Genomic DNA, 23,962 nt, shown 5'->3' on the forward strand with positions numbered 1-23,962 from the left:
GAAGATTATTGAATAAGTAGTTGATTTATCTAAATCAGGCCGGCATAATGGCCGGCCTGATACAGCGTTACAGGTCAGTAGCTCAATTGGCAGAGCGACGGTCTCCAAAACCGTAGGTTGGGGGTTCGATTCCCTCCTGACCTGCCATTCACCTCGGTGTGATTGGCTTTCTTCTTACAGGATCCTCCCCGATGACTCCCAAAACTGAAGCCCAAGAATCGCGTTTTGATCTGTTCAAGTGGCTGGCTGTAGTTGCATTGGTTGTCGTAGGTGTCGTGGGTAATCAGTATTACTCCGCCGCTCCTATCCTGTATCGCGTTCTCGCGCTGCTCGCCCTGGCGGCTGTCGCAGGCTTCGTTGCTCTGCAGACTGCGAAGGGTAAGTCGTTCTTTACGCTGGCGAAGGAAGCTCGTGCCGAGATCCGTAAAGTCGTGTGGCCAACCCGCCAGGAGACTACCCAGACTACGTTGATCGTGGTGGCTGTGGTCCTCGTGATGGCGCTGCTGTTGTGGGGTCTGGATTCCCTGCTCGGCTGGTTGGTTTCCTTGATTGTTGGCTAAGGGTGTCTCGTGGCTAAGCGTTGGTATGTTGTGCATGCTTACTCGGGTTACGAGAAGCATGTCATGCGCTCCCTCATCGAGCGCGTAAAGCTGGCAGGCATGGAAGATGGGTTTGGCGAGATTCTCGTTCCGACCGAAGAAGTCGTCGAAATGCGCAACGGCCAGAAGCGCAAGAGTGAGCGTAAATTCTTCCCGGGCTATGTCCTGGTGCAGATGGAAATGAACGAAGGGACTTGGCACTTGGTCAAGGATACCCCTCGCGTCATGGGTTTCATTGGTGGTACCGCGGACAAGCCCGCGCCGATCACCGATAAAGAGGCAGAAGCTATTCTGCGTCGCGTTGCCGACGGCAGTGACAAGCCGAAGCCGAAGACGCTGTTCGAGCCGGGTGAAGTGGTTCGCGTCATTGACGGTCCATTCGCCGACTTCAACGGTAGCGTCGAAGAGGTTAACTACGAGAAGAGCCGTCTGCAGGTCGCAGTGCTCATTTTCGGTCGCTCTACTCCGGTAGAGCTTGAGTTCAGTCAGGTCGAGAAGGTCTAACTGAGCGACGCATCCCATACCCCGCAGCCCTATGTGCTGCGGGGTTTTGTCGTCACTGGGATAAAACGCAAGTCATCCGGGGAGCCACCAGGCGTTCGAACCCGATTTTGGAGTAGCTCATGGCTAAGAAGATTCAGGCTTACATCAAGCTGCAAGTAAAGGCCGGCCAGGCCAACCCAAGCCCACCCGTTGGTCCAGCACTGGGTCAACACGGTGTGAACATCATGGAATTCTGCAAGGCCTTCAACGCCCGTACTCAGGGTCAAGAAGCCGGCCTGCCGACTCCTGTGATCATCACTGTTTACAGTGACCGTAGCTTCACCTTCGAAACCAAGAGCACCCCTGCCTCGGTTCTGCTGAAGAAAGCTGCTGGCCTGACCAGTGGTTCGGCCCGTCCGAACACCGTCAAGGTCGGTACCGTCACCCGCGCTCAGCTGGAAGATATCGCCAAGGCAAAACAGGCTGATCTGACCGCCGCTGACCTGGATGCAGCTGTACGCACCATCGCTGGCTCTGCCCGCAGCATGGGCCTGAACGTGGAGGGTGTGTAATGGCTAAGCTGACCAAGCGTCAAAAGGCAATCGCCGAGAAAATCGAAGCAGGCAAGGCCTATAACTTCGAAGAGGCCGCTACCCTGCTGGCTTCGCTGCCGGCTGCCAAATTCGTCGAGTCGTACGACATCGCCGTAAACCTCGGTGTTGATCCGCGTAAATCCGACCAGGTCGTTCGTAGCGCTACTGTGCTGCCGCACGGCACTGGCAAGACCGTACGCGTTGCTGTCTTCACCCAGGGTCCAGCTGCCGAGGCCGCTCTGGCTGCCGGCGCTGACCGCGTAGGTATGGACGATCTGGCTGCCGAAATGAAAGGCGGCGACCTGAACTATGACGTCGTCATCGCATCCCCGGATGCCATGCGCGTTGTCGGTCAGCTGGGTCAGGTTCTGGGTCCTCGTGGCCTGATGCCTAACCCGAAAGTCGGTACCGTGACCCCTGACGTAGCCACTGCCGTGAAAAACGCCAAGGCTGGTCAGGTTCGCTACCGTACCGACAAGAACGGTATCATCCACACCTCCGTTGGCAAGATCGGCTTCGAAGCTGACAAGCTGAAGGAAAACGTTGAAGCCCTGATCGCTGATCTGAAGCGTATCAAGCCGGCTTCCTCGAAAGGTATCTACGTCAAGCGCGTTACCCTGAGCACCACCATGGGCCCAGGTCTGATCATCGATCAGAGCTCGCTGAACGTGTAATGCAAAGTCGGCGCGGTCTCTCGAGCGCGCCGACTGCAACAAGATTGGGGTCCCTGCCTGGCGGGGGCTATCCAAGACCGTAGGCGACGCAAGTCTTAAAACACAAGCCTACGCAGATGGTGCTCCCGATTCGCTCGCGAATCAGACACCAAAACGACATCCGGCCTCGGCCAGATGAAACGGTAGAAACCAGGAGTAAACCCGTGGCAATTAAACTCGAAGACAAGAAGGCCATCGTCGCTGAAGTCAACGAGGCTGCCAAAGTCGCTCTGTCCGCTGTCGTGGCCGATGCCCGTGGTGTGACTGTAGGCGCAATGACCGGACTCCGTAAAGAGGCTCGTGAAGCTGGCGTATACGTGCGTGTCGTACGTAACACCCTGCTCAAGCGCGCTGTTGCTGACACTGAATTCAGTGTCCTCAACGACGCCTTCACCGGCCCTACCCTGATTGCGTTCTCCAACGAACACCCGGGCGCTGCTGCTCGTCTGTTCAAGGAATTCGCCAAGGGTCAGGACAAGTTCGAGATCAAGGCAGCTGCGTTCGACGGCAAGTTCCTTGCCGCTAACCAGATCGACGTGCTGGCAACCCTGCCAACTCGCGACGAGGCTATCGCACAGCTGATGAGCGTAATCCAAGGTGCAACCAGCAAGCTGGCTCGTACCCTGGCAGCTCTGCGCGACCAGAAAGAAGCCGCTGCTGCCTAAGGCGGCGTAGCTTCTCTCGAAATCAAACGTTTAATTTGATGGCCGTGTAAGGCTGTCCCCCAATACAGGAATTCATAGTCATGTCTCTGACTAACGAGCAAATCATCGAAGCAATCGGCCAGAAAACCGTTCTGGAAATTGTTGAACTGATCAAAGCAATGGAAGAAACCTTCGGCGTTACCGCTGCTGCCGCTGTTGCCGCTGGCCCAGCTGCTGCCGCCGCCGTTGTTGAAGAGCAGACCGAGTTCAACGTTGTCCTGGTTGAAGCCGGCGACAAGAAAGTGAACGTCATCAAAGCCGTTCGCGAACTGACCGGTCTGGGCCTGAAAGAAGCCAAAGAGAAAGTCGATGGCGCTCCTCAGGTTGTAGCTGAAGGCGTTTCGAAAGAAGCCGCTGAAGACGCTAAGAAGAAGCTGGAAGAAGCTGGCGCTAAAGTCGAGCTGAAGTAATTTCGACTTTGCGACTGCAGCCTGAGCGTCAAGCGTAGGGCTGATGGCTGGTGGCCTGTGCCACCGGCCTTTTTCCGTTATTGGTGGCCGATCATGTCGGCCCCGATAATGAGCTGCAAGACACCCATGTGGGTGGCGCAAACCAAGGGGTTTGCACGATTTTCTGGCTGCTCCCGCCGGGAGAAGCCAAACAAGCAGGTGACCAAGCTGGGGAACGCTGATGGCTTACTCATACACTGAGAAAAAACGTATCCGCAAGGACTTTAGCAAGTTGCCGGACGTCATGGATGTGCCGTATCTCCTGGCCATCCAGCTGGATTCGTATCGCGAATTCCTGCAGGCGGGAGCATCCAAGGATCAGTTCCGCGACGTCGGTCTGCATGCGGCCTTCAAATCGGTATTCCCGATCATCAGCTACTCCGGCAATGCTGCCCTGGAGTACGTAGGCTATCGCCTGGGCGAGCCTGCCTTCGATGTGAAGGAATGTGTCCTGCGTGGCGTGACCTTCGCGGTCCCACTGCGGGTCAAGGTGCGCCTGATCATCTTCGACAAGGAATCGTCGAACAAAGCGATCAAGGACATCAAAGAGCAAGAAGTCTACATGGGTGAAATTCCCCTGATGACTGAGAACGGTACCTTCGTTATCAACGGTACCGAGCGTGTGATCGTTTCCCAGCTGCACCGTTCGCCTGGTGTGTTCTTCGACCACGACCGTGGCAAGACTCACAGCTCCGGCAAGCTGCTGTACTCCGCTCGCATCATTCCTTACCGCGGCTCCTGGCTCGACTTCGAGTTCGATCCGAAGGACTGCGTGTTCGTCCGTATCGACCGTCGCCGCAAGCTGCCGGCCTCCGTACTGCTGCGCGCGCTGGGCTACAGCACCGAAGAGATCCTGGACACCTTCTATACCACCAACGTGTTCCACGTTTCCGGTGAGAAGCTGAGCCTGGAGCTGGTTGCCCAGCGTCTGCGCGGTGAAGTTGCGGTAATGGACATTACCGACGAGACCGGCAAGGTCATCGTCGAGCAAGGCCGCCGTATCACTGCGCGCCACATCAACCAGATCGAGAAGGCTGGCGTCAAGCAGCTGGACGTTCCGCTCGAGTACATGATTGGCCGTACCACTGCCAAGGCCATCGTGCACCCGGCAACTGGTGAAATCCTGGCCGAGTGCAACACCGAGCTGACCACCGATCTGCTGGTCAAGATCGCCAAGGCCCAGGTCGTCCGCATCGAGACCCTGTACACCAACGACATCGATTGCGGTCCGTTCATCGCCGACACGCTGAAGATCGATACCACCAGCAACCAGCTGGAAGCGTTGGTCGAAATCTATCGCATGATGCGTCCAGGCGAGCCACCAACCAAGGACGCCGCCGAGACCCTGTTCAACAACCTGTTCTTCAGCGCCGAGCGTTACGACCTGTCCGCCGTAGGCCGCATGAAGTTCAACCGTCGTATCGGTCGCACCGAGATCGAAGGTTCGGGCGTGCTGAGCAAGGAAGACATCGTCGATGTACTGAAGACCCTGGTCGACATCCGTAACGGCAAGGGCATCGTCGACGACATCGACCACCTGGGTAACCGTCGCGTGCGTTGTGTCGGCGAGATGGCCGAGAACCAGTTCCGCGTTGGCCTGGTGCGCGTCGAGCGTGCGGTCAAAGAGCGTCTGTCGATGGCCGAAAGCGAAGGCCTGATGCCGCAGGACCTGATCAACGCCAAGCCGGTTGCGGCGGCGGTGAAGGAGTTCTTCGGTTCCAGCCAGCTCTCGCAGTTCATGGACCAGAACAACCCGCTCTCCGAGATCACCCACAAGCGTCGTGTCTCCGCACTCGGCCCTGGCGGTCTGACCCGTGAGCGCGCCGGCTTCGAAGTCCGTGACGTACACCCGACCCACTACGGCCGCGTGTGCCCGATCGAAACGCCGGAAGGTCCGAACATCGGTTTGTTCAACTCCCTGGCGGCCTACGCCCGCACCAACCAGTACGGCTTCCTGGAAAGCCCGTACCGTGTGGTGAAAGAGGGTGTGGTCACCGACGACATCGTGTTCCTGTCGGCGATCGAAGAAGCTGATCACGTCATCGCCCAGGCTTCGGCTGCGATGAACGAGCAGAAGCACCTGATCGACGAGCTGGTAGCGGTCCGTCACCTGAACGAATTCACCGTCAAGGCGCCGGAAGACGTCACCCTGATGGACGTTTCGCCGAAGCAGGTTGTTTCCGTTGCTGCCTCGCTGATTCCGTTCCTCGAGCACGACGACGCCAACCGTGCGTTGATGGGTTCGAACATGCAGCGTCAGGCTGTACCGACCCTGCGTGCCGACAAGCCGCTGGTAGGTACCGGCATGGAGCGCAACGTCGCCCGTGACTCCGGCGTCTGCGTCGTGGCTCGCCGTGGTGGTGTGATCGACTCGGTCGACGCCAGTCGTATCGTCGTGCGTGTAGCTGACGACGAAGTCGAGACCGGTGAAGCAGGTGTGGATATCTACAACCTGACCAAATACACCCGTTCGAACCAGAACACCTGCATCAACCAGCGCCCGCTGGTGAGCAAGGGTGATGTGGTTGCGCGTGGCGACATCATGGCTGACGGTCCGTCCACCGATATGGGTGAACTGGCACTGGGCCAGAACATGCGCATCGCGTTCATGGCGTGGAACGGCTTCAACTTCGAAGACTCCATCTGCCTGTCCGAGCGTGTGGTTCAGGAAGACCGCTTCACCACGATCCACATCCAGGAACTGACCTGTGTGGCGCGTGACACCAAGCTTGGCCCAGAGGAAATCACCGCGGACATCCCGAACGTGGGTGAGGCTGCGCTGAACAAGCTGGACGAAGCCGGTATCGTCTACGTAGGTGCCGAAGTCGGCGCCGGTGACATCCTGGTCGGCAAGGTCACTCCGAAAGGCGAGACCCAGCTGACGCCGGAAGAGAAACTGCTGCGTGCGATCTTCGGTGAGAAGGCCAGCGACGTCAAAGACACTTCCCTGCGCGTGCCGACCGGCACCAAGGGCACTGTCATCGACGTACAGGTCTTCACCCGTGATGGCGTCGAGCGCGACAGCCGCGCCCTGGCCATCGAGAAGATGCAGCTGGACGAGATCCGCAAGGACCTCAACGAAGAGTTCCGCATCGTCGAAGGCGCAACCTTCGAGCGTCTGCGTTCGGCTCTGAACGGCCAGGTGGTCGACGGTGGTGCGGGCCTGAAGAAAGGCACCGTGATCACTGACGACGTACTGAACGGTCTGGAGCACGGCCAGTGGTTCAAACTGCGCATGGCCGAAGATGCACTGAACGAGCAGCTGGAAAAGGCTCAGCAGTACATCGTCGATCGTCGCCGTCTGCTGGACGACAAGTTCGAAGACAAGAAGCGCAAGCTGCAGCAGGGCGATGACCTGGCTCCAGGCGTACTGAAGATCGTCAAGGTCTACCTGGCAATCCGCCGTCGCATCCAGCCGGGTGACAAGATGGCCGGTCGTCACGGTAACAAGGGTGTCGTCTCGGTGATCATGCCGGTAGAAGACATGCCGCACGACGCCAACGGTACTCCGGTCGACGTCGTACTGAACCCGCTGGGCGTACCTTCGCGTATGAACGTCGGTCAGATTCTCGAAACCCACCTGGGCCTGGCGGCCAAAGGTCTGGGCGAGAAGATCGACCGCATGATCGAAGAACAGCGCAAGGCAGCCGAGCTGCGTACCTTCCTGACCGAGATCTATAACGAGATCGGTGGTCGTCAGGAAAACCTCGACGAGTTCTCCGACGCAGAGATCTTCGCCCTGGCCAACAACCTCAAGAAAGGTGTGCCGATGGCGACGCCTGTCTTCGACGGTGCCAAGGAGCGTGAGATCAAGGCCATGCTGAAGCTGGCCGACCTGCCAGAGAGCGGCCAGATGGTGCTGTTCGACGGCCGTACCGGCAACAAGTTCGAGCGTCCTGTGACCGTTGGTTACATGTACATGCTCAAGCTGAACCACTTGGTGGACGACAAGATGCACGCGCGTTCCACTGGTTCCTACAGCCTGGTTACCCAGCAGCCGTTGGGTGGTAAGGCGCAGTTCGGTGGTCAGCGTTTCGGGGAGATGGAAGTGTGGGCGCTGGAAGCATACGGCGCGGCATACACCCTGCAAGAAATGCTCACAGTGAAGTCGGACGACGTGAACGGCCGTACCAAGATGTACAAGAACATCGTGGATGGCGATCACCGTATGGAGCCGGGCATGCCCGAGTCCTTCAACGTGTTGATCAAAGAGATCCGTTCGCTCGGTATCGATATCGATCTGGAAACCGAATAACACGTGACGCGAAGGGGAGCGGGGCTGGTATAGCCCGCTTCCTGCTCCGCCAGGAGGAAAGGCCTTGAAAGACCTACTGAATTTGCTGAAAAACCAGGGTCAAGTCGAAGAGTTCGACGCCATCCGCATCGGTCTGGCGTCGCCTGAAATGATCCGTTCGTGGTCGTTCGGTGAAGTTAAGAAGCCGGAAACCATCAACTACCGTACGTTCAAACCTGAGCGTGACGGCCTGTTCTGCGCCAAGATCTTTGGCCCAGTCAAGGACTACGAGTGCCTGTGCGGCAAGTACAAGCGCCTCAAGCACCGCGGTGTGATCTGCGAGAAGTGCGGCGTTGAAGTTGCCCTGGCCAAGGTTCGTCGTGAGCGCATGGCGCACATCGAACTGGCCTCGCCGGTCGCCCACATCTGGTTCCTGAAGTCGCTGCCGTCCCGTATCGGCCTGCTGATGGACATGACCCTGCGTGACATCGAGCGCGTGCTCTACTTCGAGAGCTACGTGGTGATCGATCCAGGCATGACCACCCTCGAGAAGGGTCAGCTGCTGAACGACGAGCAGTACTTCGAAGCGCTGGAAGAGTTCGGTGACGACTTCGACGCCCGCATGGGTGCCGAGGCTGTCCGCGAGCTGCTGCACGCGATCGACCTGGAGCACGAGATTGGCCGTCTGCGTGAAGAAATTCCGCAAACCAACTCGGAAACCAAGATCAAGAAGCTGTCCAAGCGCCTGAAGCTGATGGAAGCTTTCCAGGGCTCGGGCAACCTGCCTGAGTGGATGGTCCTGACCGTCCTGCCAGTGCTGCCGCCGGACCTGCGTCCGCTGGTTCCGCTGGATGGTGGCCGCTTCGCGACCTCCGACCTGAACGACCTGTATCGTCGGGTGATCAACCGTAACAACCGTCTGAAGCGCCTGCTCGATCTGTCGGCGCCGGACATCATCGTGCGCAACGAAAAGCGCATGCTGCAGGAAGCAGTCGATGCCCTGCTCGACAACGGCCGTCGCGGTCGCGCCATCACTGGCTCGAACAAGCGTCCGCTGAAGTCGCTGGCCGACATGATCAAAGGTAAGCAAGGTCGCTTCCGTCAGAACTTGCTCGGTAAGCGCGTGGACTACTCCGGTCGTTCGGTAATTACCGTAGGCCCGACCCTGCGTCTGCATCAGTGCGGTCTGCCGAAGAAGATGGCCCTCGAGCTGTTCAAGCCGTTCATTTTCGGCAAGCTGGAAATGCGTGGTCTGGCGACCACCATCAAGGCGGCCAAGAAGATGGTCGAGCGCGAGTTGCCAGAGGTCTGGGACGTTCTCGCCGAAGTCATCCGCGAACACCCCGTCCTGCTGAACCGTGCACCGACGCTGCACCGTCTGGGTATCCAGGCGTTCGAGCCGGTGCTGATCGAAGGCAAGGCGATCCAGCTGCACCCGCTGGTCTGTGCTGCGTACAACGCCGACTTCGACGGTGACCAGATGGCCGTTCACGTGCCGCTGACCCTGGAAGCCCAGCTCGAAGCGCGCGCGCTGATGATGTCGACCAACAACATCCTGTCGCCAGCCAACGGTGAGCCGATCATCGTTCCTTCGCAGGACGTCGTACTGGGTCTGTACTACATGACCCGCGAAGCCATCAACGCCAAGGGCGAAGGTCGCGTGTTCGCCGACCTGCAGGAAGTCGACCGCGTATTCCGCGCCGGCGAGGCTGCCCTGCACGCGAAAATCAAGGTCCGTATCAACGAGACCGTGAAAGACCGTGATGGCAGCGTCACCAAGAACACCCGTATCGTCGACACCACCGTTGGCCGTGCGCTGCTGTTCCAGGTCGTTCCGGCAGGTCTGCCGTACGACGTGGTCAACCAGCCCATGAAGAAAAAGGCGATCTCCAAGCTGATCAACCAGTGCTACCGCGTGGTTGGTCTGAAAGAGACCGTGATCTTCGCTGACCAGCTGATGTACACCGGTTTCGCTTACTCGACCATTTCCGGCGTCTCGATCGGTGTTAACGACTTCGTTATCCCGGACGAAAAAGCCCGCATCATCGGTACTGCCACCGATGAAGTGAAGGAAATCGAGAGCCAGTACGCCTCCGGCCTGGTTACCCAGGGCGAGAAGTACAACAAGGTCATCGACTTGTGGTCGAAGGCGAACGACGAAGTGTCCAAGGCGATGATGGCCAACCTTTCGAAAGAGAAGGTCATCGACCGTGAGGGCAAGGAAGTCGAGCAAGAGTCCTTCAACTCGATGTACATGATGGCTGACTCGGGTGCGCGGGGTTCCGCTGCACAGATTCGTCAGCTGGCGGGTATGCGTGGTCTGATGGCCAAGCCGGACGGCTCGATCATCGAGACGCCGATCACTGCGAACTTCCGTGAAGGTCTGAGCGTACTGCAGTACTTCATCTCGACCCACGGTGCTCGTAAAGGTCTGGCGGATACCGCACTGAAGACTGCGAACTCCGGTTACCTGACTCGCCGTCTGGTAGACGTGGCGCAGGATCTGGTCGTGACCGAGATCGACTGCGGCACCGACCAGGGCCTGTTGATGACGCCGCACATCGAAGGTGGCGACGTTGTAGAGCCGCTGGGTGAGCGTGTTCTGGGTCGTGTCATCGCCCGCGACGTGTTCAAGCCTGGTACCGAGGACGTCATCGTTCCTGCTGGCACCCTGGTCGACGAGAAGTGGGTCGAGTTCATCGAGCTGAACAGCATCGACGAAGTGATCGTGCGTTCGCCGATCAGCTGCGAAACCCGCTATGGCATCTGCGCCAAGTGCTACGGTCGTGACCTGGCTCGTGGTCACCAGGTGAACATCGGTGAAGCTGTCGGCGTCATCGCTGCACAGTCGATCGGTGAGCCGGGTACCCAGCTGACCATGCGTACCTTCCACATCGGTGGTGCTGCAAGCCGTACCTCGGCTGCCGACAGCGTCCAGGTGAAGAACGGCGGTATGGTACGTCTGCACAACCTGAAGCAGGTCGAGCGTGCCGATGGCAACCTGGTCGCGGTATCGCGTTCCGGCGAGCTGGCCATTGCCGACGAGTTCGGTCGTGAGCGTGAGCGCTACAAGCTGCCTTACGGTGCCGTGATTTCGGTCAAGGAAGGTGAGAAGGTCGAAGCTGGCGCCATCGTCGCCAAGTGGGACCCGCACACCCACCCGATCGTTACCGAACTGAAAGGTACCGTGACCTTCGTGGGCATGGAAGAAAACATCACGATCAAGCGCCAGACCGACGAACTGACCGGCCTGACCAACATTGAAGTCCTGGACGTCAAGGATCGCCCTGCTGCTGGCAAGGAAATCCGTCCGGCCATCAAGATGGTCGATGCCAACGGCAAGGATCTGTACCTGCCGGGTACCGACGTGCCGGCTCAGTACTTCCTGCCGGCCAACGCCCTCGTCGGTGTGGCTGACGGTGCCCAGATCGGCGTCGGTGACGTTATCGCGCGTATCCCGCAAGAAACGTCGAAGACCCGTGACATCACCGGTGGTCTGCCGCGCGTTGCCGACCTGTTCGAAGCGCGTCGTCCGAAGGAAGCGTCGATCCTGGCTGAAGTCAGCGGTACCATCGCGTTCGGTAAAGAGACCAAGGGCAAGCGTCGCCTGGTCATCACGCCGACCGACGGCAGCGATCCGTACGAAGAGCTGATTCCGAAGTGGCGCCACCTGAACGTCTTCGAAGGCGAACAGGTAAACCGCGGCGAAGTCATCTCCGACGGTCCAAGTGATCCGCACGACATCCTGCGTCTGCTGGGTGTCAGCGCGCTGGCGAAATACATCGTCAACGAGATCCAGGACGTTTACCGTCTGCAGGGCGTGAAGATCAACGACAAGCACATCGAGACCATCCTGCGCCAGATGCTGCGCAAGGTCGAGATCAGCGAGTCGGGCGATTCCAGCTTCATCAAGGGCGACCAGATGGAGCTGACCCAGGTACTGGTAGAGAACGAGCGTCTGGCTGGCGAAGACAAGTTCATCTCCAAGTTCACCCGTGTCCTGTTGGGTATCACCAAGGCGTCGTTGTCGACCGAGTCGTTCATCTCCGCGGCTTCCTTCCAGGAAACCACCCGCGTACTGACCGAAGCGGCGGTAACCGGCAAGCGCGACTACCTGCGTGGCCTGAAAGAGAACGTGGTCGTGGGTCGTCTGATCCCGGCCGGTACCGGTCTGGCGTACCACAGCGAGCGCAAGCGTCGCCGTGATGCCGACAAGCCGCTGCGTGTGAGCGCCAGTGAGGTGGAAGCCGCACTGACCGAAGCGCTGAACTCCAGCGGTAACTAAGAAGAGGCGGGGCCCCGGCCCCTTCCTCCCGAGTCTCGGTGACATGATTTGTTGCCGATGATCGGGCAGGAAGGGTCGGGGCCTTGTCTTGACTGGGTGCAAGATCCTCTTTAGACTTTTGTACCCTTAAATTTGGTGAGGCTCCGTCTCGCCAATTTTTGGCTTTCTTGCAAGACAATAGAGTCGCAAGACAATCAGTGGAGCTAGTAGATGGCAACTATCAACCAGCTGGTACGTCAGCCGCGCAAGCGTTCGGTCGAGAAGTCCGACGTTCCTGCGCTGCAGAACTGCCCGCAGCGTCGTGGCGTGTGCACCCGTGTGTACACCACCACGCCGAAAAAACCTAACTCGGCACTGCGTAAAGTATGCCGTGTGCGTCTGACCAACGGTTTCGAGGTTTCCTCGTACATCGGCGGTGAAGGCCACAACCTGCAAGAGCACAGCGTCGTCCTGATCCGTGGCGGCCGTGTAAAAGACTTGCCAGGTGTTCGTTACCACACCGTTCGCGGCTCTCTGGATACTTCGGGCGTCAAAGGCCGTAACCAGGGCCGTTCGAAGTACGGTACCAAGCGTCCGAAGTAATCGGTCGTTTGCAGACATCCATTTATTTGAGTCGATAAGAGTAAGGTCGGGCAGGGGTCGAAGACCCGCGTCCCGGGCTAACCTGAAGACCGTTTGAGGGCTTATCATGCCAAGACGTCGTGTAGCAGCAAAACGTGAGATCCTTGACGATCCGAAATACGGATCTCAGATCCTCGCCAAGTTCATGAACCACGTGATGGAAAGCGGCAAGAAGGCCGTAGCCGAGCGCATCGTTTACGGTGCCCTGGATACTGTCAAAGCACGCAAGAACAGCGACCCCCTGGAAATCTTCGAGAAAGCTCTCGACGCCATCGCTCCGCTGGTCGAAGTAAAGTCCCGTCGTGTCGGCGGTGCCACTTACCAGGTTCCGGTTGAAGTTCGTCCATCCCGTCGTAACGCTCTGGCAATGCGCTGGCTCGTAGACTACGCCCGCAAGCGCGGCGAGAAGTCGATGGCCCTGCGCCTGGCCGGCGAACTGCTGGATGCTGCCGAAGGCAAGGGTGCTGCAGTCAAGAAGCGTGAAGACGTGCACCGTATGGCCGAAGCCAACAAAGCGTTCTCGCACTACCGCTTCTAATTCAAGCATCAATCATTTTGCGAGGGCTTTATGGCTCGTACTACAGCAATTAACCGCTACCGTAACATTGGTATCTGTGCCCACGTTGACGCGGGCAAGACCACCACTACCGAGCGGATCCTGTTCTACACAGGTCTGAGCCACAAGATGGGCGAGGTGCATGATGGCGCCGCGACCACCGACTGGATGGTGCAGGAGCAGGAGCGCGGTATCACCATTACCTCCGCTGCCGTTACCACCTTCTGGAAAGGCTCCCGTGGTCAGTACGACAACTACCGCGTAAACGTCATCGATACCCCCGGCCACGTTGACTTCACCATTGAAGTAGAGCGTTCGCTGCGTGTACTCGACGGCGCGGTCGTCGTGTTCTGCGGTACCTCCGGCGTTGAGCCTCAGTCCGAAACCGTATGGCGTCAGGCCAACAAGTACGGCGTTCCACGTGTTGTCTACGTGAACAAGATGGACCGTGCCGGTGCCAACTTCCTGCGCGTTGTCGGCCAGATCAAGAACCGCCTGGGTCACACCCCGGTTCCGGTCCAGCTGGCCATCGGTGCTGAAGATGACTTCCAGGGTCAGGTTGACCTGATCAAGATGAAGGCCATCTACTGGAACGATGACGACAAAGGCACCACCTATCGCGAGGAAGAGATTCCTGCCGAGCTGGTGGACCTGGCCAACGAATGGCGCAGCAACATGGTCGAGGCTGCTGCCGAGGCCAACGAAGAGCTGATGAACAAGTACCTCGAAGAGGGTGACCTGTCCGTCGAAGACATCAAGGCTGGTCTGCGCGCCCGTACCCTGGCGAGCGAGATCGTTCCTGCTGTCTGCGGTTCCTCGTTCAAGAACAAGGGCGTTCCCCTGGTTCTCGACGCCGTCATTGACTTCCTGCCTGCGCCAACCGAGATCCCAGCGATCAAGGGTATTCACCCTGATCTGATCGACGTGCCGAAGGATGAAGTCACTCCAGAGCAGTACGACGAGCGTCCTGCTGACGACAACGAGCCGTTCTCGGCCCTGGCGTTCAAGATTGCCACCGACCCGTTCGTGGGTACTCTGACCTTCGTCCGCGTCTACTCGGGCTTCCTGACCTCCGGTGACTCCGTCATCAACTCGGTCAAGGGCAAGAAAGAGCGTGTCGGTCGTATGGTGCAGATGCACGCCAACCAGCGTGAAGAGATCAAAGAAGTACGCGCTGGCGACATCGCTGCTCTGATCGGCATGAAGGACGTCACCACCGGTGACACCCTGTGCAACGCCGACAAGCCGATCATCCTCGAGCGTATGGACTTCCCTGAGCCGGTAATTTCGCTCTCCGTAGAGCCGAAAACCAAGGCTGACCAGGAGAAGATGGGTATCGCTCTGGGCAAGCTGGCCCAGGAAGACCCGTCGTTCCGCGTCAAGACCGACGAAGAAACCGGCCAGACCATCATCTCCGGTATGGGTGAGCTGCACCTGGACATCCTCGTTGACCGCATGAAGCGCGAGTTCAACGTCGAGTGCAACGTCGGCAAGCCGCAGGTTTCGTACCGCGAGAAGATCACCAAGTCCAACGTCGAGATCGAAGGCAAGTTCGTTCGTCAGTCGGGTGGTCGTGGTCAGTTCGGTCACTGCTGGATCCGTTTCTCGGAGCCGGACGTGGACGAGAAGGGCAACATCACCGAAGGTCTGGTGTTCACCAACGAAGTCGTTGGTGGTGTGATTCCTAAGGAATTCATCGCCCCGATCCAGAAGGGTATCGAAGAGCAGATGAAAAACGGCGTTGTTGCCGGCTATCCGCTGCTCGGCCTGAAGGCTACGGTATTCGACGGTTCGTACCACGACGTCGACTCCAACGAAATGGCGTTCAAAATCGCCGCTTCGATGGCGACCAAGCAGCTGGCCCAGAAGGGCGGTGGCGTGGTGCTTGAGCCGATCATGAAGGTCGAAGTTGTAACCCCGGAAGATTACCTGGGTGACGTGATGGGTGACCTGAGCCGTCGTCGCGGGATGATCCAGGGTAATGAAGACTCGGTGTCCGGCAAGGTAATCACTGCTGAGGTACCGCTCGGAGAGATGTTCGGTTACGCGACCGACGTTCGTTCCATGTCTCAGGGTCGCGCAAGCTACTCCATGGAATTCTCCAAATACGCCGAAGCTCCGTCGAACATCGTCGAAGCACTCGTTAAAAAACAAGGCTAATCCCCTTTAGGCAAGAGGTTCACTGTCGTGGCTAAAGAAAAATTTGATCGTTCCCTTCCCCACGTTAACGTCGGCACTATCGGCCACGTTGACCACGGTAAGACCACTCTGACCGCAGCTCTGACTCGCGTCTGCTCCGAGGTTTTCGGTTCGGCAGTCGTTGAGTTCGACAAGATCGACTCGGCTCCGGAAGAAAAAGCGCGCGGTATCACCATCAACACCGCTCACGTCGAGTACAACTCGAACATTCGTCACTACGCTCACGTTGACTGCCCAGGTCACGCTGACTACGTGAAGAACATGATCACCGGTGCTGCCCAGATGGACGGCGCGATCCTGGTTTGCTCGGCTGCCGATGGTCCGATGCCACAAACCCGTGAGCACATCCTGCTGTCCCGTCAGGTAGGCGTTCCGTACATCGTGGTCTTCCTGAACAAGGCTGACCTGGTAGACGACGCTGAGCTGCTGGAACTGGTCGAGATGGAAGTTCGCGACCTGCTGTCCACCTATGACTTCCCAGGCGACGACACCCCGATCATCATCGGTTCGGCTCGTATGGCGCTGGAAGGCAAAGACGACAACGAAATGGGCACTACCGCTGTCAAGAAGCTGGTAGAAACTCTGGATGCCTACATTCCTGAGCCAGTTCGTGCCATCGACCAGCCATTCCTGATGCCGATCGAAGACGTATTCTCGATCTCGGGTCGTGGTACCGTTGTTACCGGCCGTATCGAGCGTGGCATCGTCCGCGTTCAGGATCCGCTGGAAATCGTTGGTCTGCGTGACACCACCACCACCACCTGCACCGGTGTTGAGATGTTCCGCAAGCTGCTGGACGAAGGTCGTGCTGGCGAGAACTGCGGCGTTCTGCTGCGTGGTACCAAGCGTGACGACGTTGAGCGTGGCCAGGTTCTGGTCAAGCCAGGTTCGGTCAAGCCGCACACCAAGTTCACCGCAGAAGTCTACGTTCTGTCGAAGGAAGAAGGCGGTCGTCACACTCCGTTCTTCAAAGGCTACCGTCCTCAGTTCTACTTCCGTACCACTGACGTGACCGGTAACTGCGAACTGCCGGAAGGCGTTGAAATGGTAATGCCAGGTGACAACATTCAGATGACTGTCACCCTGATCAAGACCATCGCAATGGAAGACGGTCTGCGCTTCGCCATCCGTGAAGGCGGTCGTACCGTCGGCGCCGGCGTCGTAGCCAAAATCATCGAGTAATCACTCGACCGATTGAAAAAACCCCCGCTTAGCGGGGGTTTTTTTTATTGGGTTGACACTAAATAGGGGCGTCTATAGAATCACGCCTCCTTTTAGCGGGCGTAGTGCGTCCGTTGGGAACAGCCTGGAGTCTGAAATCCAATGCAAAATCAGCAAATCCGTATCAGGTTGAAGGCTTTCGACCATCGCCTGATCGACCAATCCACCCAGGAAATCGTGGAAACCGCGAAACGTACTGGTGCACAAGTGCGTGGTCCAATTCCACTGCCTACCCGCAAAGAGCGTTTCACCGTTCTGGTCTCCCCGCACGTCAACAAAGACGCGCGTGACCAGTACGAGATTCGCACTCATAAGCGCGTTCTGGACATCGTCCAGCCAACGGATAAAACCGTTGATGCGCTGATGAAGCTTGATCTCGCGGCAGGTGTGGAAGTGCAGATCAGCCTCGGCTAAGACTTCGGTCTGAGTCGTGTAACGCTCTGAAATGGGCGGCCATAGCGGGTGAAAGCCCCGTACACTCATGAGGTTTACAACATGACTATTGGTGTAGTCGGTCGCAAGTGCGGTATGACCCGCATTTTCACCGAAGAAGGTGTCTCCATTCCGGTCACGGTCATCGAGATCGAGCCGAATCGTGTCACCCAGTTCAAAACTGAAGAAACCGATGGCTACCGTGCAGTGCAAGTCACTGTCGGCGAGCGTCGTGCTTCGCGTGTGACTGCCGCTCAGGCAGGTCACTTCGCCAAGGCTAACGTTGCCGCTGGTCGCGGTGTCTGGGAGTTCCGTCTTGAAGAAGGCGATTTCCAGGCTGGCGATCTGATCAAAGCTGAACTCTTCACTGCAGGCCAGCTGGTAGACGTAACCGGTCAGTCCAAAGGTAAAGGCTTCGCCGGTACCATCAAGCGTTGGAACTTCCGTGGTCAGGACAACACCCACGGTAACTCCGTATCGCACCGTGTCCCTGGCTCCATCGGCCAGTGCCAGACTCCTGGTCGTGTATTCAAGGGCAAGAAGATGTCCGGTCACATGGGCGCTGAGCGCGTGACTGTACAGTCCCTGGAAGTAGTACGCGTAGACGCTGAACGCAACCTGCTGCTGATCAAGGGTGCCGTTCCAGGCGCTACTGGCGGCGACGTGGTTGTGCGTCCGGCTGTCAAGGCTCGCGGTTAAGGGGAAACTGACATGCAACTCAATGTAAATGACGCTCAGGCGATCGAAGTTTCCGAACTGACTTTCGGTGGCGAATTCAACGAGACGCTGGTACACCAAGCAGTCGTGGCCTACATGGCCGGCGGCCGTCAGGGCACCAAGCAGCAGAAGACCCGCTCTGACGTAGCCGGTGGCGGTAAGCGCCCATGGCGTCAGAAGGGTACTGGCCGTGCTCGTGCCGGTACCACTCGTGGTCCGATCTGGCGTGGCGGTGGTGTCACCTTCGCAGCTCGCCCTCAGGATCACTCGCAGAAGCTCAACAAGAAGATGTACCGCGCAGCACTGCGCTCCATCCTCTCCGAGCTGGTGCGTAGCGATCGTCTGGTCGTGGTTCAGGACTTCGCTGTCGAAGCGCCGAAAACCAAAGACCTGCTGAACAAGCTGAACGGCATGGGCCTGAACGACGTACTGATCGTTTCGGACGCAGTTGATCAGAATCTGTACCTGGCTGCTCGTAACCTGCCGCACGTCGACGTACGTGACGTCCAGGGTTCCGACCCGGTCAGCCTGATCGCCTACGAGAAAGTGTTGATCACTGTCTCCGCCGTGAAGAAATTCGAGGAGCTGCTGGGATGAACCAGGAACGCGTATTCAAAGTCCTCCTTGGCCCGCACGTTTCCGAGAAGGCTACCGTTCTGGCTGAGAAAAAAGGCCAGTTCGTATTCAAGGTTGCTACCGATGCAACCAAGCTGGAAATCAAGAAAGCTGTCGAAGGCCTGTTCAACGTAAAAGTTGAAAACGTGTCGACTGTCAACGTCCTGGGTAAAACCAAGCGTACCGCACGTGGTCTGGGCAAGCGTAATGACTGGAAGAAGGCGATCGTCTCCCTTCAGCCAGGCCAAGATCTCGATTTCAGCAGCAGTGCTGAGTAAGGAAGGGGTGCATCATGGCAATCGTTAAATGCAAACCGACTTCCCCTGGCCGCCGTTTCGTGGTCAAGGTGGTCAACAAGGAGCTGCACAAAGGCGCTCCTCACGCACCGCTGCTCGAGAAGAAATCGAAGTCTGGTGGTCGTAACAACAATGGCCGCATTACCACTCGTCACGTTGGTGGTGGTCACAAGCAGCATTACCGTCTGGTCGACTTCCGTCGCAACGACAAAGATGGCATTCCAGCCACTGTCGAGCGCGTGGAATACGATCCAAACCGTACTGCTCACATCGCCCTGCTGTGCTACGCAGACGGCGAGCGTCGCTACATCATCGCCCCTAAAGGCGTGAGCGCTGGCGACCAGCTGATCGCAGGTGCCCTGGCCCCAATCAAGGCCGGTAACTCCCTGCAACTGCGCAACATCCCGGTAGGTAGCACCATTCACGGCATCGAACTGAAGCCGGGTAAAGGTGCACAGATCGCTCGTTCCGCTGGTGCTTCGGCTCAGCTGATCGCTCGTGAAGGTGCCTACGTGACTCTGCGTCTGCGCTCCGGTGAGATGCGCAAAGTACTGGCTGAATGCCGTGCGACCCTGGGTGAAGTCTCGAACTCCGAGCACAGCCTGCGTTCGCTGGGTAAAGCTGGTGCCAAACGCTGGCGCGGCGTTCGCCCAACCGTTCGTGGTGTTGCCATGAACCCGGTTGACCACCCACATGGTGGTGGTGAAGGTCGTACCTCCGGTGGTCGTCATCCGGTATCGCCATGGGGCTTCCCAACCAAGGGTGCGAAAACCCGTGGTAATAAGCGTACCGACAACATGATCGTCCGTCGTCGCAAGTAACTAGAGGGATACGACAGTGCCACGTTCTCTGAAAAAAGGTCCTTTTATCGATCTTCACCTGCTGAAGAAGATCGAAGTGGCGGTGGAGAAGAACGATCGCAAGCCAGTGAAAACCTGGTCGCGCCGTTCGATGATCCTGCCACAAATGGTCGGTCTGACCATCGCGGTACACAACGGTCGCCAACACGTCCCAGTTCTCGTGAACGAAGACATGGTCGGCCACAAACTGGGCGAGTTCGCCGGTACCCGCACCTATCGCGGGCACGTGGCTGACAAGAAAGCCAAGCGTTAAGGGGTAAGGAAATGGAAGTAGCCGCTAAGTTGTCGGGCGCTCGAATCTCCGCCCAGAAAGCCCGCTTGGTCGCCGACCAGATCCGCGGGAAGAAGGTGGGCGAAGCGCTCAACCTGTTGGCCTTCAGCAGCAAAAAAGCCGCTGAAATCATGAAGAAAGTCCTCGAGTCGGCCGTTGCCAACGCCGAACACAACGAAGGCGCAGACGTTGATGACCTGAAGGTCAGCACCGTTTTCGTCAACGAAGGGCGTTCGCTGAAGCGCATCATGCCGCGTGCCAAAGGCCGCGCTGATCGCATCGTCAAGCGGTCTTGCCATATCACTGTCAAGGTTGCGGACAAGTAACGGAGTCGATCAGATGGGTCAGAAAGTACATCCCACTGGCATTCGCCTGGGAATCGTCAAGGAGCACACCTCCGTCTGGTACGCAGACGGTGCTACTTACGCAGATTACCTGTTGAAGGATCTGAAAACGCGTGAGTACCTCCAAGACAAACTAAAAAGCGCGTCCGTAAGCCGTATCGATATTCATCGTCCGGCTCAAACTGCACGCATCACCATCCACACCGCTCGTCCCGGTATTGTTATCGGCAAGAAGGGTGAGGATGTAGAGAAGCTGCGTCAGGACCTGACCAAGCAGATGGGTGTGCCTGTGCACATCAACATCGAAGAGATCCGCAAGCCGGAACTCGACGCCATGCTGGTTGCGCAAAGCGTTGCCCAGCAGCTGGAGCGCCGCGTTATGTTCCGTCGCGCCATGAAGCGCGCCGTACAAAACGCCATGCGTATTGGTGCCAAAGGCATCAAGATCCAGGTGAGCGGTCGTCTCGGCGGTGCCGAGATCGCCCGTACTGAGTGGTATCGCGAAGGTCGTGTGCCTCTGCACACCCTGCGTGCCGATATCGACTACAACACCTACGAAGCTCACACCACCTATGGTGTGATCGGTGTGAAGGTTTGGATCTTCAAAGGCGAAGTAATTGGTGGTCGCCAGGAAGAGCTGAAGCCGCAAGCACCAGCGCCTCGTAAAAAAGCTGCTAAGTAAGGGGTACGCCAAATGTTGCAACCAAAGCGTACAAAATTCCGCAAGCAGATGACCGGCCACAACCGTGGTCTGGCACTGCGCGGTAGCAAGGTCAGCTTCGGCGAGTTCGCTCTGAAAGCTGTCGCTCGCGGTCGTCTCACCGCCCGCCAGATCGAGTCGGCGCGTCGTGCGCTGACCCGTCACGTAAAACGTGGCGGCAAGATCTGGATCCGTGTATTCCCGGACAAGCCGGTTACCAAGAAGCCTCTCGAGGTTCGTATGGGTAAAGGTAAGGGTTCCGTGGAGTACTGGGTTGCCCAGATCCAGCCAGGCAAAGTCCTGTACGAGATCGAGGGTGTTTCTGAAGAGCTGGCGCGCGAAGCTTTCGCCCTGGCTGCTGCAAAGCTGCCTCTCGCCACCTCCTTTGTTAAGCGGACGGTGATGTGATGAAAGCGAATGAACTTCGTGAAAAATCGGCACAGCAACTGAATGAGCAACTGCTCGGCTTGCTGCGCGACCAGTTCAATCTGCGTATGCAGAAAGCAACTGGCCAGTTGGGGCAGTCGCACCTGCTCTCGCAAGTTAAGCGTGACATCGCTCGCGTGAAAACTGTGCTCAACCAGCAGGCAGGTAAGTGATCATGGCTGAAGCTGAAAAAACCGTCCGTACGCTGACTGGCCGTGTCGTCAGCGACAAAATGGACAAGACCATCACCGTTCTGATCGAGCGTCGCGTTAAGCACCCGATCTACGGTAAATACGTTAAGCGTTCGACTAAGCTGCACGCGCACGACGAAACCAACCAGTGCAAGATCGGCGACAAGGTTTCGATTACCGAAACTCGTCCGCTGGCCAAGACCAAGTCCTGGGCACTGGTTGAAGTCCTCGAACGCGCTGTTGAAGTCTAAGGGCTAGGGGTCGGAGAAATTTTATGATTCAGACTCAATCCATGCTCGATGTGGCCGATAACAGCGGCGCTCGTCGCGTCATGTGCATCAAGGTGCTCGGCGGTTCGCACCGCCGTTACGCCGGCATCGGTGACATCATCAAAGTTACCGTCAAGGAAGCGATTCCTCGCGGTAAGGTCAAGAAAGGCCAGGTGATGACCGCTGTTGTCGTTCGTACCCGTCACGGTGTACGTCGCGCTGACGGTTCCATCATTCGTTTCGACGGCAACGCTGCTGTTCTGCTGAACAACAAGCAAGAGCCGATCGGTACCCGCATCTTCGGGCCAGTGACCCGTGAACTTCGTAACGAGAAGTTCATGAAGATCGTCTCGCTCGCCCCTGAAGTGCTGTAAGGAGATCCGACATGCAAAAGATTCGTCGTGACGACGAGATCATCGTGATCGCCGGCAAAGACAAGGGTAAGCGCGGTAAGGTGCTGAAGGTTCTCGCTGATGACCGTCTGGTCATCGGTGGTGTCAACCTGGTCAAGCGTCATACCAAGCCGAACCCGATGGCAGGCGTTCAGGGCGGTATCGTCGAGAAAGAAGCGCCTCTGCACGCTTCCAACGTTGCCATCTTCAATGGCGAAACCAACAAGGCTGACCGCGTTGGTTTCAAAGTAGAAGACGGTAAGAAAATTCGTGTCTTCAAGTCGACCCAAAAAGCGGTTGATGCTTGAACACTGCTAGGTAGAAGACCATGGCACGACTGAAAGAGATTTACCGGAACGAAATCGCTCCCAAGCTTAAGGAAGAACTTAAGCTGTCGAACGTGATGGAAGTTCCGCGCGTTACCAAGATCACCCTGAACATGGGTCTGGGCGAAGCGATCGGCGACAAGAAAGTCATCGAGCACGCAGTTGCCGACCTGGAAAAGATCACCGGTCAAAAGCCGGTCGTGACTTTCGCTCGTAAATCCATCGCGGGCTTCAAAGTCCGTGAAGGCTGGCCGATCGGCGTCAAGGTGACCCTGCGTAGCGACAAGATGTACGAGTTCCTGGACCGCCTGCTGGCGATCTCCCTGCCTCGGGTTCGCGACTTCCGCGGCCTGAATGCCAAGTCCTTCGATGGTCGTGGCAACTACAGCATGGGCGTGAAAGAGCAGATCATCTTCCCGGAAATCGACTACGACAAGATCGATGCTCTGCGCGGTTTGGACATCACCCTGACCACCACTGCTCGTTCGGACGACGAAGGCCGCGCTCTGCTGCGTGCATTCAAGTTCCCGTTCCGCAACTGATTGGAGTAGGAAAATGGCCAAGAAGAGCATGAAAAATCGCGAGCTGAAGCGTCAGCTCACGGTAGCCAAGTACGCCAAAAAGCGTGCCGAGCTGAAAGCGACCATCGTCAACCTGAACGCCTCTCCAGAAGAGCGTTTCGCTGCCGTTGTCGCTCTGCAGAAGCAGCCTCGTGATGCCAGCGCTTCGCGTCTGCGCAACCGTTGCCGCCTGACCGGTCGTCCTCACGGTGTTTACCGTAAGTTCGGCCTGGGCCGTAACATGCTGCGTCAAGCTGCAATGCGCGGTGACGTACCAGGTCTGGTCAAGGCCTCCTGGTAATCGCTGCAGGTGTGATCCCGGCGTAGGGGGAGCAATCTTCCGACCGCCGGTGACATCGCCAACAAACAAGCCCCCTCGTGGGGCTTGTTTCGTTTCTGTCTTGTGTCTAGAATGACCGGCTCACCTGAGCCTGGGTTTTTTGCCCGGGGCGGTCAGGTGGTTGTGATAGCCGCAAGGCTAATAATTCTTGTATCAGGAGCATCTAGCCCATGAGTATGCAGGACCCGTTAGCGGACATGCTAACTCGCATCCGTAATGCCCAGATGGCTGAAAAGTCCGTCGTAAGCATGCCTTCCTCCACTCTGAAGGTCGCGGTTGCCAAAGTTCTGAAGGACGAAGGTTACATCGCTGGCTACCAGGTCAGTGGCGAAGCCAAGCCTTCCCTGTCGATCGAACTGAAGTACTTCGAAGGCCGTCCGGTCATCGAGGAACTGAAGCGCTCCAGCCGTCCAGGCCTGCGCCAGTACAAGTCCGTCTCCGACCTGCCGAAAGTACGTGGCGGTCTGGGCGTGTCTATCGTCTCCACCAACAAAGGTGTGATGACTGATCGCGCTGCGCGCGCTGCCGGTGTCGGTGGCGAAGTTCTGTGCACAGTGTTCTAAGGG

The 23,962-nt window shown here is 57.8% G+C and carries 28 protein-coding genes and 1 tRNA gene; all 29 read left to right on the top strand.

Features of this window, described 5'->3' with window-relative positions:
• The first annotated feature begins 71 nt into the window (after positions 1–71).
• The 29 genes from APH44_RS15805 (at position 72) to rpsH (ending at position 23,959) form a co-directional block, all read left to right on the top strand.
• Positions 72–147: transfer RNA gene (locus APH44_RS15805), tRNA-Trp, on the top strand.
• Positions 148–191: 44 nt separating this feature from the next.
• On the top strand, positions 192–560 hold the full coding sequence (gene secE, locus APH44_RS15810) for a preprotein translocase subunit SecE (protein WP_054893556.1): 369 nt from the start codon (positions 192–194) through the stop codon (positions 558–560).
• 9 nt (positions 561–569) lie between these two features.
• Entirely contained in the window at positions 570–1,103 is a 534-nt protein-coding gene (gene nusG, locus APH44_RS15815; protein WP_003255501.1) for a transcription termination/antitermination protein NusG, read from the top strand.
• A 119-nt stretch (positions 1,104–1,222) separates the two neighbouring features.
• The gene (gene rplK / locus APH44_RS15820; RefSeq protein ID WP_003255500.1) at positions 1,223–1,654 is read left to right on the top strand and encodes a 50S ribosomal protein L11; all 432 of its coding nucleotides are present in this window, start codon (positions 1,223–1,225) and stop codon (positions 1,652–1,654) included.
• Positions 1,654–2,349, top strand: a complete 696-nt coding sequence (gene rplA, locus APH44_RS15825) for a 50S ribosomal protein L1 (RefSeq protein ID WP_054893557.1) — start codon at positions 1,654–1,656, stop codon at positions 2,347–2,349. Before rplK ends, rplA begins: the two co-directional genes overlap by 1 nt.
• 203 nt (positions 2,350–2,552) lie before the next feature.
• On the top strand, positions 2,553–3,053 hold the full coding sequence (gene rplJ / locus APH44_RS15830; protein ID WP_029614620.1) for a 50S ribosomal protein L10: 501 nt from the start codon (positions 2,553–2,555) through the stop codon (positions 3,051–3,053).
• 80 nt (positions 3,054–3,133) lie between these two features.
• The gene (gene rplL / locus APH44_RS15835) at positions 3,134–3,502 is read left to right on the top strand and encodes a 50S ribosomal protein L7/L12 (RefSeq protein ID WP_054893558.1); all 369 of its coding nucleotides are present in this window, start codon (positions 3,134–3,136) and stop codon (positions 3,500–3,502) included.
• A 220-nt stretch (positions 3,503–3,722) separates the two neighbouring features.
• Complete coding sequence (rpoB, locus tag APH44_RS15840) at positions 3,723–7,796, top strand: DNA-directed RNA polymerase subunit beta (RefSeq protein WP_054893559.1); 4,074 nt, start codon at positions 3,723–3,725, stop codon at positions 7,794–7,796.
• A gap of 64 nt (positions 7,797–7,860) precedes the next feature.
• A complete protein-coding gene (rpoC, locus tag APH44_RS15845; RefSeq protein WP_054893560.1) occupies positions 7,861–12,060 on the top strand; it encodes a DNA-directed RNA polymerase subunit beta' in 4,200 nt (1,399 codons plus the stop codon).
• Positions 12,061–12,270: 210 nt separating this feature from the next.
• Positions 12,271–12,642, top strand: a complete 372-nt coding sequence (rpsL, locus tag APH44_RS15850) for a 30S ribosomal protein S12 (protein WP_003255492.1) — start codon at positions 12,271–12,273, stop codon at positions 12,640–12,642.
• Positions 12,643–12,748: 106 nt separating this feature from the next.
• Positions 12,749–13,219 carry a 30S ribosomal protein S7 gene (gene rpsG / locus APH44_RS15855; RefSeq protein ID WP_003246741.1) on the top strand — a complete coding sequence of 157 codons (471 nt, stop codon included), beginning with the start codon at positions 12,749–12,751 and terminating at the stop codon, positions 13,217–13,219.
• A gap of 30 nt (positions 13,220–13,249) precedes the next feature.
• Positions 13,250–15,397, top strand: a complete 2,148-nt coding sequence (gene fusA, locus APH44_RS15860; protein WP_054893561.1) for an elongation factor G — start codon at positions 13,250–13,252, stop codon at positions 15,395–15,397.
• A 27-nt stretch (positions 15,398–15,424) separates the two neighbouring features.
• Positions 15,425–16,618, top strand: a complete 1,194-nt coding sequence (tuf, locus tag APH44_RS15865; RefSeq protein ID WP_010951775.1) for an elongation factor Tu — start codon at positions 15,425–15,427, stop codon at positions 16,616–16,618.
• Between the two features lie 141 nt (positions 16,619–16,759).
• Complete coding sequence (gene rpsJ / locus APH44_RS15870; RefSeq protein ID WP_003186070.1) at positions 16,760–17,071, top strand: 30S ribosomal protein S10; 312 nt, start codon at positions 16,760–16,762, stop codon at positions 17,069–17,071.
• Between the two features lie 81 nt (positions 17,072–17,152).
• Positions 17,153–17,788, top strand: a complete 636-nt coding sequence (gene rplC, locus APH44_RS15875; protein ID WP_054893562.1) for a 50S ribosomal protein L3 — start codon at positions 17,153–17,155, stop codon at positions 17,786–17,788.
• A 12-nt stretch (positions 17,789–17,800) separates the two neighbouring features.
• Positions 17,801–18,403, top strand: coding sequence for a 50S ribosomal protein L4 (gene rplD / locus APH44_RS15880; protein ID WP_009397517.1), 603 nt, complete (start codon positions 17,801–17,803; stop codon positions 18,401–18,403).
• A complete protein-coding gene (rplW, locus tag APH44_RS15885) occupies positions 18,400–18,699 on the top strand; it encodes a 50S ribosomal protein L23 (protein ID WP_003255484.1) in 300 nt (99 codons plus the stop codon). Before rplD ends, rplW begins: the two co-directional genes overlap by 4 nt.
• 14 nt (positions 18,700–18,713) lie before the next feature.
• Positions 18,714–19,538 carry a 50S ribosomal protein L2 gene (gene rplB, locus APH44_RS15890; protein ID WP_029614573.1) on the top strand — a complete coding sequence of 275 codons (825 nt, stop codon included), beginning with the start codon at positions 18,714–18,716 and terminating at the stop codon, positions 19,536–19,538.
• A 16-nt stretch (positions 19,539–19,554) separates the two neighbouring features.
• The gene (gene rpsS, locus APH44_RS15895; protein WP_010486981.1) at positions 19,555–19,830 is read left to right on the top strand and encodes a 30S ribosomal protein S19; all 276 of its coding nucleotides are present in this window, start codon (positions 19,555–19,557) and stop codon (positions 19,828–19,830) included.
• Between the two features lie 11 nt (positions 19,831–19,841).
• Complete coding sequence (gene rplV / locus APH44_RS15900; protein ID WP_003103908.1) at positions 19,842–20,174, top strand: 50S ribosomal protein L22; 333 nt, start codon at positions 19,842–19,844, stop codon at positions 20,172–20,174.
• A gap of 13 nt (positions 20,175–20,187) precedes the next feature.
• Positions 20,188–20,874 carry a 30S ribosomal protein S3 gene (gene rpsC / locus APH44_RS15905; protein ID WP_003255481.1) on the top strand — a complete coding sequence of 229 codons (687 nt, stop codon included), beginning with the start codon at positions 20,188–20,190 and terminating at the stop codon, positions 20,872–20,874.
• A 12-nt stretch (positions 20,875–20,886) separates the two neighbouring features.
• Positions 20,887–21,300 (top strand): 50S ribosomal protein L16, encoded by a 414-nt coding sequence (rplP, locus tag APH44_RS15910; RefSeq protein WP_009397508.1) that lies wholly within the window; start codon positions 20,887–20,889, stop codon positions 21,298–21,300.
• A complete protein-coding gene (gene rpmC / locus APH44_RS15915) occupies positions 21,300–21,491 on the top strand; it encodes a 50S ribosomal protein L29 (protein WP_002555481.1) in 192 nt (63 codons plus the stop codon). Before rplP ends, rpmC begins: the two co-directional genes overlap by 1 nt.
• 2 nt (positions 21,492–21,493) lie before the next feature.
• Complete coding sequence (gene rpsQ, locus APH44_RS15920; protein ID WP_023534981.1) at positions 21,494–21,760, top strand: 30S ribosomal protein S17; 267 nt, start codon at positions 21,494–21,496, stop codon at positions 21,758–21,760.
• 23 nt (positions 21,761–21,783) lie between these two features.
• Positions 21,784–22,152, top strand: a complete 369-nt coding sequence (rplN, locus tag APH44_RS15925) for a 50S ribosomal protein L14 (RefSeq protein ID WP_011063774.1) — start codon at positions 21,784–21,786, stop codon at positions 22,150–22,152.
• A gap of 11 nt (positions 22,153–22,163) precedes the next feature.
• Positions 22,164–22,478 carry a 50S ribosomal protein L24 gene (rplX, locus tag APH44_RS15930; protein ID WP_003255476.1) on the top strand — a complete coding sequence of 105 codons (315 nt, stop codon included), beginning with the start codon at positions 22,164–22,166 and terminating at the stop codon, positions 22,476–22,478.
• A 20-nt stretch (positions 22,479–22,498) separates the two neighbouring features.
• Positions 22,499–23,038: a 50S ribosomal protein L5 gene (gene rplE, locus APH44_RS15935; protein WP_003255474.1), complete on the top strand. Its 540-nt coding sequence runs from the start codon at positions 22,499–22,501 to the stop codon at positions 23,036–23,038.
• 13 nt (positions 23,039–23,051) lie between these two features.
• Positions 23,052–23,357 carry a 30S ribosomal protein S14 gene (gene rpsN / locus APH44_RS15940; protein ID WP_013970638.1) on the top strand — a complete coding sequence of 102 codons (306 nt, stop codon included), beginning with the start codon at positions 23,052–23,054 and terminating at the stop codon, positions 23,355–23,357.
• A 209-nt stretch (positions 23,358–23,566) separates the two neighbouring features.
• Positions 23,567–23,959, top strand: coding sequence for a 30S ribosomal protein S8 (gene rpsH / locus APH44_RS15945; RefSeq protein WP_023382627.1), 393 nt, complete (start codon positions 23,567–23,569; stop codon positions 23,957–23,959).
• Positions 23,960–23,962: the final 3 nt, after the last annotated feature.

The sequence above is a fragment of the Pseudomonas sp. NBRC 111143 genome (assembly GCF_001320965.1).
Classification (GTDB): domain Bacteria; phylum Pseudomonadota; class Gammaproteobacteria; order Pseudomonadales; family Pseudomonadaceae; genus Aquipseudomonas; species Aquipseudomonas machongensis.